This is a genomic window from Herbidospora daliensis (assembly GCF_001570585.1).
GTDB classification, from domain to species: domain Bacteria; phylum Actinomycetota; class Actinomycetes; order Streptosporangiales; family Streptosporangiaceae; genus Herbidospora; species Herbidospora daliensis.
The window spans coordinates 1,622,471-1,639,271 of the sequence record NZ_BBXF01000002.1; the positions used below are offsets into that span (position 1 = coordinate 1,622,471).

Consider the following 16,801-nt stretch of genomic DNA (forward strand, 5'->3'; position numbering starts at 1 on the left):
ATCGGCTACACTGCCCCTTTGCGCTGCCCTTTGACGACCGTTTCTCTGAGTAACCTCGCTTTCCTTGGTCGTCTGGCGTGCGTGTAGTCAGTCCGCGAGCCCTCGGAAGGACATCTGTTGGCAGCCTCGCGCAACGCCTCCGCCGTACCCGCCGGTCCCCGCACCGTGTCGTTCGCACGTATCCAGGAGCCTCTGGAAGTTCCTGATCTACTAGCTCTGCAGACCGAGTCCTTCGACTGGTTGCTCGGCAACGAGAAGTGGAAGGCCCGGGTCGAGGCGGCCCGCCAGGCGGGCCGCCGCGATGTGCCGGCCCAGTCGGGTCTCGAGGAGATCTTCGAGGAGATCAGTCCCATCGAGGACTTCTCCGGCACCATGTCCCTCTCGTTCCGCGATCACCGGTTCGAGCCGCCCAAGTACTCGGTCGACGAGTGCAAGGACAAGGACATGACCTACTCCGCCCCGATGTTCGTCACGGCGGAGTTCATCAACAACACCACCGGTGAGATCAAGAGCCAGACCGTGTTCATGGGCGACTTCCCGCTCATGACCTCGAAGGGCACCTTCATCATCAACGGCACCGAGCGTGTCGTGGTGTCCCAGCTCGTCCGTTCGCCCGGTGTCTACTTCGAGCGCACCGTCGACAAGACGTCCGACAAGGACCTCTACGGCGCCAAGGTCATCCCCTCGCGGGGCGCCTGGCTCGAGTTCGAGATCGACAAGCGCGACAGCGTCGGCGTCCGCATCGACCGCAAGCGCAAGCAGGCCGTCACGGTCCTGCTCAAGGCGCTCGGCTGGACGACCGACCAGATCCTGGAGCGCTTCGGCCAGTACGAGTCGATGCGCGCCACCCTGGAGAAGGACCACACCTCCGGCCAGGACGACGCGCTGCTCGACATCTACCGCAAGCTGCGCCCGGGCGAGCCCCCGACCAAGGAGTCCGCGCAGGCGCTGCTGGAGAACCTCTACTTCAACCCCAAGCGGTACGACCTCGCGAAGGTCGGCCGTTACAAGATCAATAAGAAGCTCGGCTGCGACTCCGAGATCACGCAGGGCACCCTCACCGAAGACGACGTCGTCGCCGCCATCGAGTACATCGTCCGGCTCCACGCCGGCGAGGAGTCGATGGGCGAGAACGGCTCGGTCATCGTCGAGATCGACGACATCGACCACTTCGGCAACCGCCGCCTGCGCACCGTCGGCGAGCTGATCCAGAACCAGGTCCGCCTGGGCCTGGCCCGCATGGAGCGCGTCGTGCGCGAGCGCATGACGACCCAGGACGTCGAGGCGATCACGCCGCAGACCCTGATCAACATCCGCCCGGTCGTGGCGTCGATCAAGGAGTTCTTCGGCACCTCGCAGCTGTCGCAGTTCATGGACCAGACCAACCCCCTCGCGGGCCTGACCCACAAGCGCCGTCTGTCGGCGCTCGGTCCCGGTGGTCTGTCGCGTGAGCGGGCCGGCTTCGAGGTCCGTGACGTGCACCCGTCCCACTACGGCCGCATGTGCCCGATCGAGACGCCCGAAGGCCCGAACATCGGCCTCATCGGCTCGCTCGCGTCGTTCGGCCGGATCAACTCCTTCGGGTTCGTCGAGACGCCCTACCGCAAGGTCGTCGACGGCAAGGTCAGCGAGCAGGTCGACTACCTGACGGCCGACGTCGAAGACCGCCACGTCGTGGCCCAGGCCAACACGCGCCTGAACACCGACGGCAGCTTCGCCGAAGACCGCGTGCTCGCCCGCCGCAAGGGCGGCGAGTTCGAGGCCGTGCACCCGTCCGAGGTCGACTACATGGACGTCTCGCCGCGCCAGATGGTGTCGGTCGCGACCGCCATGATCCCCTTCCTTGAGCACGACGACGCCAACCGCGCGCTCATGGGTTCGAACATGCAGCGCCAGTCGGTGCCCCTGCTCAAGAGCGAGGCTCCGCTCGTCGGCACCGGCATGGAATACCGTGCGGCGACCGACGCCGGCGACGTCATCAGCGCCGAGAAGGCCGGTGTCGTCGAGGAGGTCTCGGCCGACTACGTCACCGTGATGAACGACGACGGCACCCGGACCACCTACCGGGTCGCCAAGTTCAAGCGGTCCAACCAGGGCACCTGCTTCAACCAGAAGCCCATCGTCGCCGAGGGCGACCGGGTGGAGTCGGGTCAGGTCATCGCCGACGGCCCCTGCACCGACACCGGTGAGATGGCGCTCGGCAAGAACCTGCTCGTGGCGTTCATGCCGTGGGAGGGCCACAACTACGAGGACGCGATCATCCTGTCGCAGCGCCTCGTGCAGGACGACGTCCTGTCCTCGATCCACATCGAGGAGCACGAGGTCGACGCCCGCGACACCAAGCTCGGCCCGGAGGAGATCACTCGGGACATCCCGAACGTCTCCGAGGAGGTCCTGGCCGACCTCGACGAGCGGGGCATCATCCGGATCGGCGCCGAAGTGGTCACGGGTGACATCCTCGTCGGAAAGGTCACCCCCAAGGGTGAGACCGAGCTGACCCCCGAGGAGCGCCTGCTCCGCGCGATCTTCGGTGAGAAGGCGCGCGAAGTGCGCGACACCTCGCTGAAGGTTCCCCACGGCGAGTCGGGCAAGGTCATCGGCGTCCGCGTGTTCAGCCGCGAGGAGGGCGACGAGCTCCCCCCCGGCGTCAACGAGCTGGTCCGCGTCTACGTGGCCCAGAAGCGTAAGATCACCGACGGCGACAAGCTGGCCGGCCGCCACGGCAACAAGGGCGTCATCTCCAAGATCCTTCCGGTCGAGGACATGCCGTTCCTGGAAGACGGCACCCCGGTCGACATCGTCCTCAACCCGCTGGGCGTGCCCGGCCGAATGAACGTCGGCCAGGTGCTGGAGACCCACCTCGGGTGGATCGCCGCCAGAGGCTGGGACGTCTCCGGCATCGAGGAGGCGTGGGCCGAGCGGCTTCGCGAGAAGGAAATGGGCGAGATCAAGCCCTGGACCAAGGTCGCGACCCCGGTGTTCGACGGCGCCCACGAGGAGGAGATCGTCGGTCTCCTCAACAGCACCCTGAAGAACCGCGACGGTTCGCGGATGGTCCAGGAGAACGGCAAGGCGCGTCTCTTCGACGGCCGTTCCGGCGAGCCCTTCCCGCACCCGATCTCGGTCGGCTACATCTACATCCTCAAGCTGCTGCACCTGGTCGACGACAAGATCCACGCCCGTTCGACCGGTCCTTACTCGATGATCACCCAGCAGCCGCTGGGCGGTAAGGCGCAGTTCGGCGGCCAGCGCTTCGGCGAGATGGAAGTGTGGGCCCTGGAGGCCTACGGCGCCGCCTACGCGCTGCAGGAGCTCCTCACGATCAAGTCGGACGACGTCCTCGGCCGTGTGAAGGTCTACGAGGCCATCGTCAAGGGCGAGAACATCCCCGAGCCCGGCATTCCCGAGTCCTTCAAGGTCCTCATCAAGGAAATGCAGTCGCTGTGCCTGAACGTCGAGGTGCTCTCCAGCGACGGCATGTCCATCGAGATGCGTGACACCGACGAGGACGTCTTCCGCGCGGCGGAGGAGCTCGGTATCGATCTGTCCCGGCGCGAGCCGAGCAGCGTGGAAGAAGTCTGAGGGGGAATTTAGTACATGCTGGACGTCAACTTCTTCGACGAGCTCCGGATCGGCCTGGCCACCGCCGACGACATCCGCCAGTGGTCCCACGGCGAGGTCAAGAAGCCGGAGACGATCAACTACCGGACCCTCAAGCCCGAAAAGGACGGACTCTTCTGCGAGAAGATCTTCGGCCCGACCCGGGACTGGGAGTGCTACTGCGGCAAGTACAAGCGCGTGCGCTTCAAGGGCATCATCTGTGAGCGCTGTGGCGTCGAGGTGACCCGTGCCAAGGTGCGTCGTGAGCGGATGGGCCACATCGAGCTGGCCGCCCCGGTCACCCACATCTGGTACTTCAAGGGTGTGCCCTCGCGTCTGGGCTACCTGCTCGACCTCGCCCCGAAGGACCTGGAGAAGGTCATCTACTTCGCGGCGTACATGATCACGCATGTCGACACCGAGATGCGCGACCGCGACCTGTCCTCCCTGGAGGCCAAGATCTCGGTCGAGCGTCAGCACGTCGAGCAGCGCCGTGACGCCGACATCGAGGCCCGGCAGAAGAAGCTCGAAGCCGACCTGGCCGAGCTCGAGGCCGCCGGCGCCAAGGGCGACCAGCGCCGCAAGGTCCGTGAGGGCGCCGACCGCGAGATGCGTCAGCTCCGCGACCGGGCCCAGCGTGAGCTCGACCGCCTCGAGGAGGTCTGGAGCCGCTTCAAGAACCTCAAGGTCCAGGACCTCGAGGGCGACGAGCTGCTCTACCGCGAGATGCGCGACCGGTTCGGCCGCTACTTCCGCGGCGGCATGGGCGCGCAGGCGATCCAGGAGCGGCTGCAGAGCTTCGACCTCGACCAGGAGGCCGAAAACCTCCGCGAGACGATCCGCAGCGGCAAGGGGCAGAAGAAGGCCCGCGCCCTCAAGCGGCTCAAGGTCGTGGCGGCGTTCCTGAACACCCGCAACTCGCCCGCGGGCATGGTGCTCGACTGCATCCCGGTGATCCCGCCGGACCTGCGGCCGATGGTCCAGCTCGACGGTGGCCGCTTCGCCACCTCCGACCTGAACGACCTCTACCGGCGAGTGATCAACCGGAACAACCGCCTCAAGCGGCTTCTCGACCTCGGCGCGCCCGAGATCATCGTCAACAACGAGAAGCGCATGCTCCAGGAGGCCGTCGACGCGCTGTTCGACAACGGCCGCCGCGGCCGCCCGGTCACGGGCCCCGGCAACCGTCCCCTGAAGTCCCTCAGCGACATGCTGAAGGGCAAGCAGGGCCGGTTCCGGCAGAACCTGCTGGGCAAGCGAGTCGACTACTCCGGCCGTTCGGTCATCGTCGTCGGCCCGCAGCTGAAGCTGCACCAGTGCGGTCTGCCCAAGCAGATGGCGCTGGAGCTGTTCAAGCCGTTCGTGATGAAGCGCCTGGTCGACCTGAACCACGCGCAGAACATCAAGAGCGCCAAGCGCATGGTCGAGCGGGCCCGCCCGGTCGTGTGGGACGTGCTCGAAGAGGTCATCACCGAGCACCCGGTGCTGCTGAACCGCGCGCCGACCCTGCACCGCCTGGGCATCCAGGCCTTCGAGCCGCAGCTGGTCGAGGGCAAGGCCATCCAGATCCACCCGCTCGTCTGCACGGCGTTCAACGCCGACTTCGACGGCGACCAGATGGCCGTGCACCTGCCCCTGTCGGCCGAGGCCCAGGCCGAGGCGCGCATCCTGATGTTGTCGACCAACAACATCCTGAAGCCCGCCGACGGCAAGCCCGTGACGATGCCCACCCAGGACATGGTCATCGGCCTCTACTCCCTCACCACCCAGGCCGACGAGGCCGAGGGTGAGGGCCGGGTGTTCGCGTCGGTCTCCGAGGCCCTCATGGCCTTCGACCGCCACGAGCTCAACCTGCAGGCCAAGATCCAGGTCCGGCTCAAGGACGTCGCCCCGCCGCGCGGCTGGGAGGCGCCCGAGGGCTGGGAGGTCGGCGACCCGCTGCGGCTGGAGACCACGCTCGGCCGCTGCCTGTTCAACAACACGCTGCCCGCGAACTACCCGTTCGTGAACTACCAGGTCGGCAAGAAGCAGCTGTCCGCGATCGTGAACGAGCTGGCCGAGACCTACCCCAAGGTCGAGGTCGCCAACGCGCTCGACGCGCTCAAGGACGCCGGCTTCTACTGGGCCACCCGCGCCGGTGTGACCATCTCGATCGACGACGTCATCGCGCCCCCGAACAAGGGCACGATCATGGAGTCGTACGAGAAGCAGGCCGACAAGGTCCAGCGCGAGTACGACCGCGGTCTGATCACCGACGAGGAGCGCCGTCAGGAGCTCATCGAGATCTGGACCAAGGCCACGAGCGACGTGACCCAGGACATGCAGGACGCCTTCGGCAAGACCAACCCCATCTGGATGATGGTCCAGTCGGGCGCCCGAGGAAACCTCATGCAGGTCCGTCAGATCGCCGGCATCCGCGGCCTGGTGTCCAACACCAAGGGTGAGACGATCCCGCGTCCGATCAAGTCCTCCTTCCGCGAGGGCCTGTCGGTGCTGGAGTACTTCATCTCCACCCACGGTCAGCGGAAGGGTCTGGCCGACACCGCGCTGCGTACCGCCGACTCGGGTTACCTGACCCGTCGTCTGGTGGACGTCGCGCAGGACGTCATCGTGCGTGAGATCGACTGCGGCACCGACCGCGCGGTCCCGCTGCACGTCGGTGAGCGCGACGCGTCGGGCAACCTGGTCAAGGCGGAGAACGCCGAGTCCAACGTGCACGGCCGGATCCTCGCCGAGGACGTCGAGGTCGACGGCAAGCTCGTCGCCGCGGTCGGCACCGACATCAACGACATCACCGTCACCGCGCTGGTCGAGGCCGGCATCGAGACGGTCCGCACCCGCAGCACGCTGGTGTGCGAGGCCAAGATCGGTGTCTGCGCGACCTGCTACGGCCGCTCGCTGGCCACCGGCAAGCTCGTCGACGTCGGCGAGGCGGTCGGCATCATCGCCGCCCAGTCGATCGGTGAGCCCGGCACCCAGCTGACGATGCGGACCTTCCACACCGGTGGTGTGGCGGGCGCCGACATCACCCACGGTCTGCCGCGTGTCCAGGAGCTCTTCGAGGCCCGCATCCCCAAGGGTGTGGCCCCGATCTCCGAGGTCACCGGCCGGGTTCGCATCGACGAGACCGACAAGACCCGCAAGATTGTCATCACCCCCGACGACGGTGCCGAGGAGATCGCCTACCCGGTCTCCATGCGGTCGCGCCTGCAGGTCACCGAGGGCCAGCACATCGAGGTCGGCCACCAGCTCATCGCCGGTGCCCGCAACCCCAACGAGGTGCTGCGCATCCTCGGCCCGCGCCAGGTCCAGCTGCACCTGGTCGAAGAGGTCCAGCAGGTCTACCGCTCGCAGGGTGTGTCGATCCACGACAAGCACATCGAGGTCATCGTCCGGCAGATGCTCAAGCGCGTGAACGTGCTGGAGTCGGGCGACACCGAGATGCTGCCCGGCGAGCTCGTCGAGCGGCCGAGGTTCGAGCGCATGAACCGCGAGTGCGTCGCCGAGGGCGGCCAGCCGGCCTCCGGCCGTCCGGTCCTCATGGGCATCACCAAGGCCTCGCTCGCGACCGAGTCGTGGTTGTCGGCGGCGTCCTTCCAGGAGACCACCCGGGTCCTGACCGACGCGGCGATCCACGCCAAGTCCGACAGCCTGCTCGGCCTCAAGGAGAACGTCATCATCGGTAAGCTCATCCCGGCCGGTACGGGCATGCCCCAGTACCGCAACATCCGGGTCGAGCCGACCGAGGAGGCCAAGGCCGCGATGTACACGGTCGGCGGCTACGACGGCTCCGCGGCCGACTACACCTTCGGTTCGGGCAGCGGCGAGGCCGTCCCGCTGGAGGAGTACGACTTCGGTCAGTACGGCCGCTAGTCATCTGAGGTTCATCACGGAAGCCCGGCCCCGGCCGGGCTTCCGGCATTTTCACCCCTCATCGCGCGGTATAGTTGACACGGACTCAATCACGGCCTGCGTTCGAAGGCGGGCCGCGGGACTCAAGGTACGAATCCCGACGACCCGTAATCGCGATCGTTTTGACGTGTCGCTACCGGCTGGGTAGTCTTCTCTTTCGTGCCCATGGGTTCATGGGCCCAACACGCGTGCGCGCAGCTTGTCAGCGAAGCGCGCCGTGTGCCCCTGGTTCCCGATTTCCAGGTCCGGGGTGTTGCGCCAACAGTGCGCGACACGCCCGACCGCGTGGGTCGGCGGAGAGGGAAAACCAGCAGGTCATGACACCGGCAGTACCTGCGAATAAGCATGTTCACGATTCACCGGCGAAGGCACGAAACGGAGTTGTTGTAGTGCCCACGATTCAGCAGTTGGTCCGAAAGGGCCGGCAGGACAAGGTCTCCAAGACCAAGACTCCTGCGCTCAAGGGCAGCCCCCAGCGGCGCGGCGTCTGCACCCGCGTCTACACCACCACCCCGAAGAAGCCGAACTCGGCGCTTCGTAAGGTCGCGCGTGTTCGCCTGACCAACGGCATCGAGGTCACCGCATACATCCCGGGCGTCGGCCACAACCTCCAGGAGCACAGCATCGTGCTCGTGCGTGGCGGTCGTGTGAAGGACCTCCCCGGCGTTCGCTACAAGATCATCCGCGGCTCGCTCGACACCCAGGGCGTCCGCAACCGCAAGCAGGCTCGTTCCCGCTACGGCGCCAAGAAGGAGAAGAAGTAATGCCTCGCAAGGGTTCTCCTGGCCGCCGCCAGCTCATGGCCGACCCGGTGTACAACTCGCCGCTGGTCACCGCCCTGATCAACAAGGTTCTCCTCGACGGCAAGCGCTCGATCGCCCAGTCGATCGTGTACGGCGCCCTCGAGGGCTGCAAGGACAAGACCGGCAACGACCCGGTCGTCACGCTGAAGCGCGCCCTGGACAACGTGAAGCCGACCCTCGAGGTCCGCAGCCGCCGTGTCGGTGGCGCGACCTACCAGGTCCCGGTCGAGGTCCGCGCCGCGCGCAGCACCACGCTGGCCCTCCGCTGGCTGGTGCAGTACTCGCGTGCACGGCGCGAGAAGACCATGACCGAGCGCCTCATGAACGAGCTCCTCGACGCCAGCAACGGCCTCGGGGCGAGCGTGAAGAAGCGCGAGGACACCCACAAGATGGCCGAGTCCAACAAGGCCTTCGCCCACTACCGCTGGTAGTCGGCGGATTTTCGACGAGACGACGAGGACGCGAGAGAAGTGGCGACCACGCTTGACCTGGCCAAGGTCCGCAACATCGGGATCATGGCCCACATCGACGCGGGCAAGACCACCACGACCGAACGCATCCTGTTCTACACCGGTATCAACTACAAGATCGGTGAAGTCCACGAGGGCGCTGCCACGATGGACTGGATGGAGCAGGAGCAGGAGCGCGGCATCACGATCACGTCCGCCGCGACGACCTGTGAGTGGATCGGCCACACCATCAACATCATCGACACGCCCGGCCACGTCGACTTCACCATCGAGGTGGAGCGCTCGCTGCGCGTCCTCGACGGTGCCGTCGCGGTGTTCGACGGTGTCGCCGGGGTGGAGCCGCAGTCGGAGACGGTGTGGCGTCAGGCCGACCGCTACGACGTCCCGCGCATCTGCTTCGTCAACAAGATGGACCGTGTCGGCGCGGAGTTCCACCGCTGCGTCGACATGATGATCAGCCGGCTGGGCGCGACCCCCGCGGTCATCCAGCTTCCCTGGGGCGTCGAGGCCGACTTCAAGGGCGTCATCGACCTGGTGAAGATGAAGGGCCTGATCTGGTCCGCCGAGGCCGCCAAGGGCGAGATGTACGACACCGTCGACATCCCCGCCGACCACGTCGAGATCGCCCGTGAATGGCGCGACAAGCTGGTCGAGACCGTGGCCGAGAACGACGACGAGCTGATGGAGCTCTTCCTCGAGGGCGTCGAGCCCACCGAGGAGCAGCTGGTCGCGGCCATCCGCCGCGCCACGCTGACGAGCTCGATCAACCCGGTCCTGTGCGGCACCGCGTTCAAGAACAAGGGCGTGCAGCCCCTGCTCGACGCGATCGTCGCCTACCTCCCCGCGCCGACCGACATCCCGGCCTTCAAGGGCCACGCGGTCAACGACGAGGAGAAGGTCATCGAGCGTCGTCCCGACGTGACCGAGCCGTTCTCCGCCCTGGCCTTCAAGATCATGAGCGACCCCCACCTGGGCAAGCTCACCTACATCCGCCTCTACTCCGGCACCCTTGAATCCGGCACGACCGTGATCAACTCGGTGAAGGGGAAGAAGGAGCGGATCGGCAAGATCTACCAGATGCACGCCAACAAGCGTGAGGAGCGGCCGTCCGCGGTCGCCGGTCAGATCGTCGCCGTGATGGGCCTCAAGGACACCACCACCGGTGACACCCTGTCCGACATCCAGAACCAGGTCGTCCTCGAGTCGATGACGTTCCCGGCGCCGGTCATCAGCGTCGCGATCGAGCCCAAGACCAAGGGCGACCAGGAGAAGCTCGGCACCGCGATCCAGCGTCTGGCGGAGGAGGACCCGTCCTTCCAGGTCCGCCGCGACGAGGAGACCGGCCAGACCGTCATCCACGGCATGGGCGAGCTTCACCTCGAAATCCTGGTCGACCGCATGCGCCGCGAGTTCAAGGTCGAGGCGAACGTCGGTCGTCCCCAGGTCGCGTACCGCGAGACGATCCGCCGCAAGGTGGAGAAGATCGACTACACGCACAAGAAGCAGACCGGTGGTTCCGGCCAGTTCGCCAAGGTCCTCATCGACCTTGAGCCGCTGGGCGAGGGCAACGACGGTTACGAGTTCGAGAACAAGGTCACCGGTGGCCGCATCCCGCGGGAGTACATCCCCTCGGTCGACGCGGGCGCCCAGCAGGCCGCCGAGTTCGGCGTGCTGGCCGGTTACCCCATGGTGGGCGTCAAGGTCACCCTTCAGGACGGTGCGTACCACGAGGTCGACTCGTCCGAAATGGCCTTCAAGATGGCCGGCTCGATGGTCTTCAAGGAGGCCGCGCGCAGGGCCGACCCCGTTCTCCTCGAGCCGATGATGGCCGTCGAGGTCACCACCCCCGAGGACTACATGGGTGACGTCATCGGCGACCTCAACGGTCGTCGCGGGCAGATCCAGGCCATGGACGAGCGGGCCGGCGCCCGTGTCGTCAAGGCCCTTGTTCCGCTCTCCGAGATGTTCGGCTACGTGGGGGACCTCCGTAGCAAGACGCAGGGGCGCGCGAGCTACAGCATGCAGTTCGACTCCTACGCGGAAGTGCCCCCGGGCATCGCCAAGGAGATCGTCGCGAAGGTCCGCGGCGAGTAACACCTCGCCAGCGTCCGGCCGCCACGTCAGTGACGGCCGGACGGGACCGGGCGATTGTAGTCAAGTCAGAAATCTCTAAGGAGACAGAGCAGTGGCCAAGGCCAAGTTCGAGCGGAACAAGCCGCACGTGAACATCGGCACCATTGGGCACATCGACCACGGCAAGACGACTTTGACCGCGGCGATCACCAAGGTGCTTCACGACCGTTTCCCGCAGATCAACGAGGCGACCCCGTTCGACAAGATCGACAAGGCGCCCGAGGAGAAGGCTCGCGGGATCACCATCTCGATCGCCCACGTCGAGTACCAGACGGAGAAGCGCCACTACGCGCACGTCGACTGCCCTGGTCACGCCGACTACGTCAAGAACATGATCACCGGTGCGGCGCAGATGGACGGCGCCATCCTGGTGGTCGCCGCGACTGACGGCCCCATGCCGCAGACGAAGGAGCACGTCCTCCTGGCCCGCCAGGTCGGCGTCCCCTACATCGTCGTCGCCCTGAACAAGGCCGACATGGTGGACGACGAGGAGATCCTGGAGCTCGTCGAGCTCGAGGTCCGCGAGCTCCTCTCGGCTCAGGAGTTCCCCGGCGACGACCTGCCCGTCGTCCGCGTCTCGGCGCTCAAGGCGCTCGAGGGCGACGAGAAGTGGGGCGACTCGATCATCGAGCTCATGACCGCCGTCGACGAGAACGTGCCGGAGCCCACCCGCGCGATCGACAAGCCGTTCCTGATGCCGATCGAGGACGTCTTCTCGATCACCGGCCGCGGCACCGTCGTGACCGGTCGTATCGAGCGTGGCGTCGTCAAGGTCAACGAGACCGTCGACATCATCGGCATCAAGGAGAAGAGCACCACGACCACCGTCACCGGTGTCGAGATGTTCCGCAAGCTCCTTGACGAGGGCCAGGCCGGTGACAACGTCGGTCTGCTCCTGCGCGGCATCAAGCGCGAGGACGTCGAGCGCGGCCAGTGCATCATCAAGCCGGGCACGACCACCCCGCACACCGAGTTCGAGGCCCAGGTCTACATCCTGAGCAAGGACGAGGGCGGCCGCCACACGCCGTTCTTCAACAACTACCGTCCGCAGTTCTACTTCCGTACGACTGACGTGACCGGTGTTGTGAACCTGCCCGAGGGCACCGAGATGGTCATGCCCGGTGACAACACCGAGATGAACGTCCAGCTGATCCAGCCCATCGCCATGGAGGACGGCCTCAAGTTCGCCATCCGTGAGGGTGGCCGTACGGTCGGCGCCGGCAACGTGGTCAAGATCATCAAGTAGTACCCGATGGCCGGGTCCCTGCGGACCCGGCCATCACATTGCTCCACCTGCCGTGATCCCGCAGCCGCTTCGGGTCTCCGAAGTGACTGCCGGATCACGGACACATAGCGGCAACCTGCCGCACGTTACTTGTTCAGACGACAGCGAAGGACACCGAGGCCATTATGGCGGGACAGAAGATCCGCATTCGGCTCAAGGCCTATGACCACGAGGTCATCGACAGCTCGGCCAAGAAGATCGTCGAGACGGTGACGCGTACGGGCGCCAAGGTCGCGGGCCCGGTGCCCCTGCCGACCGAGAAGAACGTGTACTGCGTGATCCGTTCGCCGCACAAGTACAAGGACAGCCGCGAGCACTTTGAGATGCGTACGCACAAGCGGCTGATTGACATCATCGACCCGACGCCCAAGACCGTCGACTCGCTCATGCGGCTCGACCTGCCTGCCGGCGTCGACATCTCGATCAAGCTCTGAGGGAACGCACTGACATGGCTAACCAGATCAAGGGCGTCCTGGGCAAGAAGCTCGGCATGACCCAGGTCTTCGACGACGGCAACCGGATCGTTCCGGTCACCGTCGTGGAGGCCGGTCCGTGCGTGGTGACCCGGGTCCGCACTCCCGAGCGCGACGGCTACTCGGCCATCCAGCTCGGCTTCGGTCAGATCGACCCGCGCAAGGTGAACAAGCCGCTGGGCGACTACCTGCGCAAGCACGACATCACGCCGCGCCGCTACTTCGTCGAGGTCCGCACCGACGACGCCTCCGAGTACACGCTCGGCCAGGAAGTCACCGCCGGCACCTTCGAGGCCGGCCAGTTCGTGGACGTCACGGGCAAGAGCAAGGGCAAGGGCTTCGCGGGTGTCATGAAGCGTCACGGCTTCAAGGGCCTGGGCGCCTCGCACGGTACCCAGCGCAAGCACCGTTCGCCCGGCTCCATCGGTGGCTGCGCCACCCCGGGCCGCGTCTTCAAGGGTCTGCGCATGGCCGGTCGGATGGGCAACGTCCGCACCACCATCCAGAGCCTGAAGGTGCACGCCGTCGACGCCGAGAAGGGCCTCATCCTGATCAAGGGTGCGATCCCCGGCGCCAACGGCAGCCTGGTCCTCATCCGCACCGCTGCCAAGAAGGGGGCTGCCAAGTGAGCACCATTGACGTCCTCGACGCGAGCGGCGCCAAGACCGGCGACTCGGTCGACCTGCCCGAGAGCATCTTCGGCGCCAAGGTCAACGTGCCGCTGATCCACCAGGTCGTCGTGGCCCAGCTGGCGGCTCGCCGCCAGGGCACCCACGCCACCAAGACCCGCGGCGACGTGTCCGGCGGCGGCAAGAAGCCGTACCGCCAGAAGGGCACCGGCCGGGCCCGTCAGGGTTCGACCCGCGCGCCGCAGTTCACCGGCGGTGGCACCGTCCACGGTCCGCAGCCGCGTTCGTACGTGCAGCGCACGCCCAAGAAGATGAAGGCCGCGGCCCTGCGCCAGGCCCTGTCCGACCGGGCCGGCGGCAACCTCGTCCACGTCGTGAGCTCCCTGGTCAGCGGCGAGACGCCGAAGACCAAGGCCGCTCTCGAGGCGCTCCGTAAGATCACCGGCTCGCGCAGCGTGCTCGTGGTCGTCACCGAGCACGACGAGCTGACCTGGCTGAGCCTGCGCAACGCCCCGGAGGTCCACCTCCTGGACGCCGGCCAGCTGAACACGTACGACGTGCTCTGCAGCGACGCCGTCGTCTTCACCAAGGAGGCCTACGACCAGGTCGTGGCCCGCCTGGAGAGCGGTAAGGAAGACGCCTGATGGACAAGATCACCGACCCGCGCGACATCATCATCAAGCCGATCGTCTCTGAGAAGAGCTACGGCCTGATCGACGAGCACAACAAGTACACGTTCCTGGTCAAGCAGGGTGTGAACAAGACGCAGGTGAAGATCGCCATCGAGCAGATCTTCGGTGTGAAGGTCACCGGCGTCAACACCATCAACCGCCAGGGCAAGCGCAAGCGCACCCGCTTCGGCTACGGCCAGCGCCCGGGTACCAAGCGCGCGATCGTCAGCCTTGCGGAGGGCGAGCGCATCGACATCTTCGGCCAAATCGGCTGATCAGGGCTTCACCGCTTTCGTGGCGGTAGGCCAGACGTGTAGGTGGTTGTTTGGCCGCGCGGGTGTCTGGACTGAGGAGCGCAGGGGAGCGAAGCGACCCGAAGCGACGAGGGAAGACACCCGCTGAAAGCGGCCAAACCCGCCGTGCCGAAGGCACGGCAATTAGACAGGGATGAACGAAAAAGATGGGCATCCGTAAATACAAGCCGACGACCCCGGGTCGCCGCGGCGCGAGCGTCTCGGACTTCTCCGAGATCACGCGCAGCACGCCCGAGAAGTCGCTGCTTGCCCCCCTGCACAGCAAGGGCGGCCGTAACGTCCACGGGCGGGTCACCGCTCGGCACCAGGGTGGCGGCCACAAGCGGGCGTACCGGATCATCGACTTCCGACGCCACGACAAGGACGGGATCCCGGCCAAGGTCGCTCACATCGAGTACGACCCGAACCGCACCTCCCGCATCGCTCTGCTGCACTACGCCGACGGCGAGAAGCGCTACATCCTCGCGCCGACCGGCATCAAGCAGGGCGACAAGATCGAGAACGGCCCCGGGGCCGACATCAAGCCGGGCAACTGCCTGCCGCTCCGCAACATCCCGACCGGTACCTTCATCCACGCGGTGGAGCTCCGTCCGGGTGGTGGCGCCAAGCTCGGCCGCAGCGCCGGCGCGCAGATCCAGCTCCTCGCCAAGGAGGGCATGTACGCCACGCTGCGTATGCCGTCCGGTGAGATGCGCCAGGTCGACATCCGCTGCCGGGCGTCGATCGGCCAGGTCGGCAACGCCGAGCAGGCCAACATCAACTGGGGTAAGGCCGGCCGTATGCGGTGGAAGGGCAAGCGCCCGACCGTCCGTGGTGTCGCCATGAACCCGGTCGACCACCCGCACGGCGGTGGTGAGGGCAAGACCTCCGGTGGTCGCCACCCGGTGAACCCGAAGGGCAAGCCCGAGGGCCGCACCCGCCAGGCCAACAAGGCCAGCGACCGCCTGATCATCCGGCGTCGGAGCAAGAGGAAGAAGCGGTAGGAGCAGCCGAAATGCCACGTAGCCTTAAGAAGGGTCCCTTCGTGGACGACCACCTTCAGAAGAAGGTCGACGTCCAGAACGAGAAGGGCACCAAGAACGTCATCAAGACGTGGTCGCGGCGCTCCATGATCGTGCCCGACATGCTCGGCCACACGATCGCCGTCCACGACGGCCGCAAGCACGTCCCGGTGTTCGTCACCGAGTCGATGATCGGCCACAAGCTCGGCGAGTTCGCGCCCACGCGGACGTTCCGCAGCCACGTCAAGGAAGACCGCCGCAGCCGGCGGTAAGCGTCCTTCGAAAAGCAATAGGAGACAGCGATGGAAGCCAGGGCACAGGCGCGGTACGCGCGCCACACGCCCCGGAAGGCCCGCCGCGTGGTGGACCTCATTCGCGGCCTGGGCGCTTCGGAGGCGCAGGCCGTGCTGCAGTTCGCGCCGCAGGCGGCGAGCGAGACCGTTTACAAGGTCCTCTCGTCCGCGATCGCGAACGCCGAGCACAACTTCAAGCTCGACCGCGAGACGCTGGTCGTGAGCCGCGCGTGGGTCGACGAGGGCCCGACGCTCAAGCGGTTCCGCCCCCGCGCTCAGGGTCGCGCCTATCGGATCAACAAGCGGACCAGCCACATCACCGTGATCGTGGAGTCCCGCGAGCCGAAGGGGAGGGCCCGCTAGTGGGTCAGAAGGTTAACCCGCACGGGTTCCGCCTCGGCATCACGACCGACTTCAAGAGCCGGTGGTACGCCGACAAGCTCTACAAGTCGTACGTCGCCGAGGACGTGGCGATCCGCCGCATGCTGCAGAAGGGCATGGAGCGGGCCGGCATTTCCAAGGTCGAGATCGAGCGCACGACCGACCGCGTCCAGGTCGACATCCACACCGCCCGGCCGGGCATCGTCATCGGCCGTCGTGGTGCGGAGGCCGACCGCATCCGCGGCGACCTGGAGAAGCTGACGAAGAAGCAGGTTCAGCTCAACATCCTCGAGGTCAAGAACCCCGAGATCGACGCGCAGCTCGTCGCGCAGGGCGTGGCCGAGCAGCTCTCCAGCCGTGTCTCGTTCCGTCGTGCCATGCGCAAGGCGATGCAGTCCGCGATGAAGAGCGGCGCCAAGGGCATCCGGGTCGCGTGCTCGGGTCGTCTGGGCGGCGCGGAGATGTCGCGCTCGGAGTTCTACCGCGAGGGCCGCGTGCCCCTGCACACGCTCCGCGCCGACATCGACTACGGCTTCTACGAGGCCAAGACGACCTTCGGCCGCATCGGCGTGAAGGTCTGGATCTACAAGGGCGAGGCCCCGACCAGCCGCGCCGAGCGTGAGGCCGCCGCTGCCGGCGCCCGCGCCGGTGGCCAGCGTCGCGACAACGACCGTCGTGGCGGCGGCGCCGAGCGTCCCCGTCGTGGCGGCGGCGACCGTCCGCGCCGCGGTGGCGCCGGTGCCGGTCGTGGCGACCGCGCCCCCCGTAATGAGGCGGCCGCCCAGGCCGCCCCCGAGACCGGCCCGGCGGAGCAGCCGGGTGCTGAAGGGAGCTGA

General features: G+C 66.7%; 14 protein-coding genes. All 14 read left to right on the forward strand.

The features are described 5' to 3' along the window. Positions 1-117 precede the first annotated feature (117 nt). The 14 genes from rpoB (at position 118) to rpsC (ending at position 16,801) form a co-directional block, all read left to right on the forward strand. Entirely contained in the window at positions 118-3,582 is a 3,465-nt protein-coding gene (gene rpoB, locus AW274_RS14020) for a DNA-directed RNA polymerase subunit beta (RefSeq protein ID WP_062431412.1), read from the forward strand. Positions 3,583-3,597: 15 nt separating this feature from the next. Beyond that, positions 3,598-7,473, forward strand: coding sequence for a DNA-directed RNA polymerase subunit beta' (locus tag AW274_RS14025; protein WP_062431413.1), 3,876 nt, complete (start codon positions 3,598-3,600; stop codon positions 7,471-7,473). 428 nt (positions 7,474-7,901) lie between these two features. Continuing rightward, positions 7,902-8,276, forward strand: a complete 375-nt coding sequence (rpsL, locus tag AW274_RS14030; RefSeq protein WP_030451506.1) for a 30S ribosomal protein S12 — start codon at positions 7,902-7,904, stop codon at positions 8,274-8,276. After that, positions 8,276-8,746 carry a 30S ribosomal protein S7 gene (rpsG, locus tag AW274_RS14035; RefSeq protein ID WP_030451505.1) on the forward strand — a complete coding sequence of 157 codons (471 nt, stop codon included), beginning with the start codon at positions 8,276-8,278 and terminating at the stop codon, positions 8,744-8,746. The genes rpsL and rpsG overlap by 1 nt, the downstream gene beginning before the upstream one ends. A 39-nt stretch (positions 8,747-8,785) precedes the next feature. After that, positions 8,786-10,879 carry an elongation factor G gene (gene fusA / locus AW274_RS14040; RefSeq protein WP_198169172.1) on the forward strand — a complete coding sequence of 698 codons (2,094 nt, stop codon included), beginning with the start codon at positions 8,786-8,788 and terminating at the stop codon, positions 10,877-10,879. Positions 10,880-10,970: 91 nt separating this feature from the next. Beyond that, a complete protein-coding gene (gene tuf / locus AW274_RS14045; RefSeq protein ID WP_062337783.1) occupies positions 10,971-12,164 on the forward strand; it encodes an elongation factor Tu in 1,194 nt (397 codons plus the stop codon). Positions 12,165-12,328: 164 nt separating this feature from the next. Then, positions 12,329-12,637, forward strand: a complete 309-nt coding sequence (gene rpsJ, locus AW274_RS14050; protein ID WP_012887830.1) for a 30S ribosomal protein S10 — start codon at positions 12,329-12,331, stop codon at positions 12,635-12,637. Between the two features lie 14 nt (positions 12,638-12,651). After that, positions 12,652-13,305 (forward strand): 50S ribosomal protein L3, encoded by a 654-nt coding sequence (rplC, locus tag AW274_RS14055; RefSeq protein ID WP_062337781.1) that lies wholly within the window; start codon positions 12,652-12,654, stop codon positions 13,303-13,305. Next, a complete protein-coding gene (gene rplD, locus AW274_RS14060; protein ID WP_062431414.1) occupies positions 13,302-13,949 on the forward strand; it encodes a 50S ribosomal protein L4 in 648 nt (215 codons plus the stop codon). The genes rplC and rplD overlap by 4 nt, the downstream gene beginning before the upstream one ends. After that, positions 13,949-14,251, forward strand: coding sequence for a 50S ribosomal protein L23 (rplW, locus tag AW274_RS14065; RefSeq protein ID WP_062337777.1), 303 nt, complete (start codon positions 13,949-13,951; stop codon positions 14,249-14,251). Before rplD ends, rplW begins: the two co-directional genes overlap by 1 nt. 185 nt (positions 14,252-14,436) lie before the next feature. Further along, positions 14,437-15,273 carry a 50S ribosomal protein L2 gene (gene rplB / locus AW274_RS14070; protein ID WP_062431415.1) on the forward strand — a complete coding sequence of 279 codons (837 nt, stop codon included), beginning with the start codon at positions 14,437-14,439 and terminating at the stop codon, positions 15,271-15,273. An 11-nt stretch (positions 15,274-15,284) separates the two neighbouring features. Continuing rightward, positions 15,285-15,563, forward strand: coding sequence for a 30S ribosomal protein S19 (rpsS, locus tag AW274_RS14075; protein ID WP_012887835.1), 279 nt, complete (start codon positions 15,285-15,287; stop codon positions 15,561-15,563). A 30-nt stretch (positions 15,564-15,593) separates the two neighbouring features. Next, positions 15,594-15,947, forward strand: coding sequence for a 50S ribosomal protein L22 (rplV, locus tag AW274_RS14080; protein ID WP_030451497.1), 354 nt, complete (start codon positions 15,594-15,596; stop codon positions 15,945-15,947). After that, complete coding sequence (gene rpsC, locus AW274_RS14085) at positions 15,947-16,801, forward strand: 30S ribosomal protein S3 (RefSeq protein ID WP_062431416.1); 855 nt, start codon at positions 15,947-15,949, stop codon at positions 16,799-16,801. Before rplV ends, rpsC begins: the two co-directional genes overlap by 1 nt.

Bases quoted from the DNA above. Each gene is read 5' to 3' on its own strand.
- AW274_RS14025 (WP_062431413.1), top strand. From the start codon at position 3,598: ATGCTGGACGTCAACTTCTTCGACGAGCTCCGGATCGGCCTGGCCACC.
- rpsG (WP_030451505.1), top strand. From the start codon at position 8,276: ATGCCTCGCAAGGGTTCTCCTGGCCGCCGCCAGCTCATGGCCGACCCG.
- rpsJ (WP_012887830.1), top strand. From the start codon at position 12,329: ATGGCGGGACAGAAGATCCGCATTCGGCTCAAGGCCTATGACCACGAG.
- rplC (WP_062337781.1), top strand. From the start codon at position 12,652: ATGGCTAACCAGATCAAGGGCGTCCTGGGCAAGAAGCTCGGCATGACC.
- rplW (WP_062337777.1), top strand. From the start codon at position 13,949: ATGGACAAGATCACCGACCCGCGCGACATCATCATCAAGCCGATCGTC.
- rplB (WP_062431415.1), top strand. From the start codon at position 14,437: ATGGGCATCCGTAAATACAAGCCGACGACCCCGGGTCGCCGCGGCGCG.
- rpsS (WP_012887835.1), top strand. From the start codon at position 15,285: ATGCCACGTAGCCTTAAGAAGGGTCCCTTCGTGGACGACCACCTTCAG.
- rplV (WP_030451497.1), top strand. From the start codon at position 15,594: ATGGAAGCCAGGGCACAGGCGCGGTACGCGCGCCACACGCCCCGGAAG.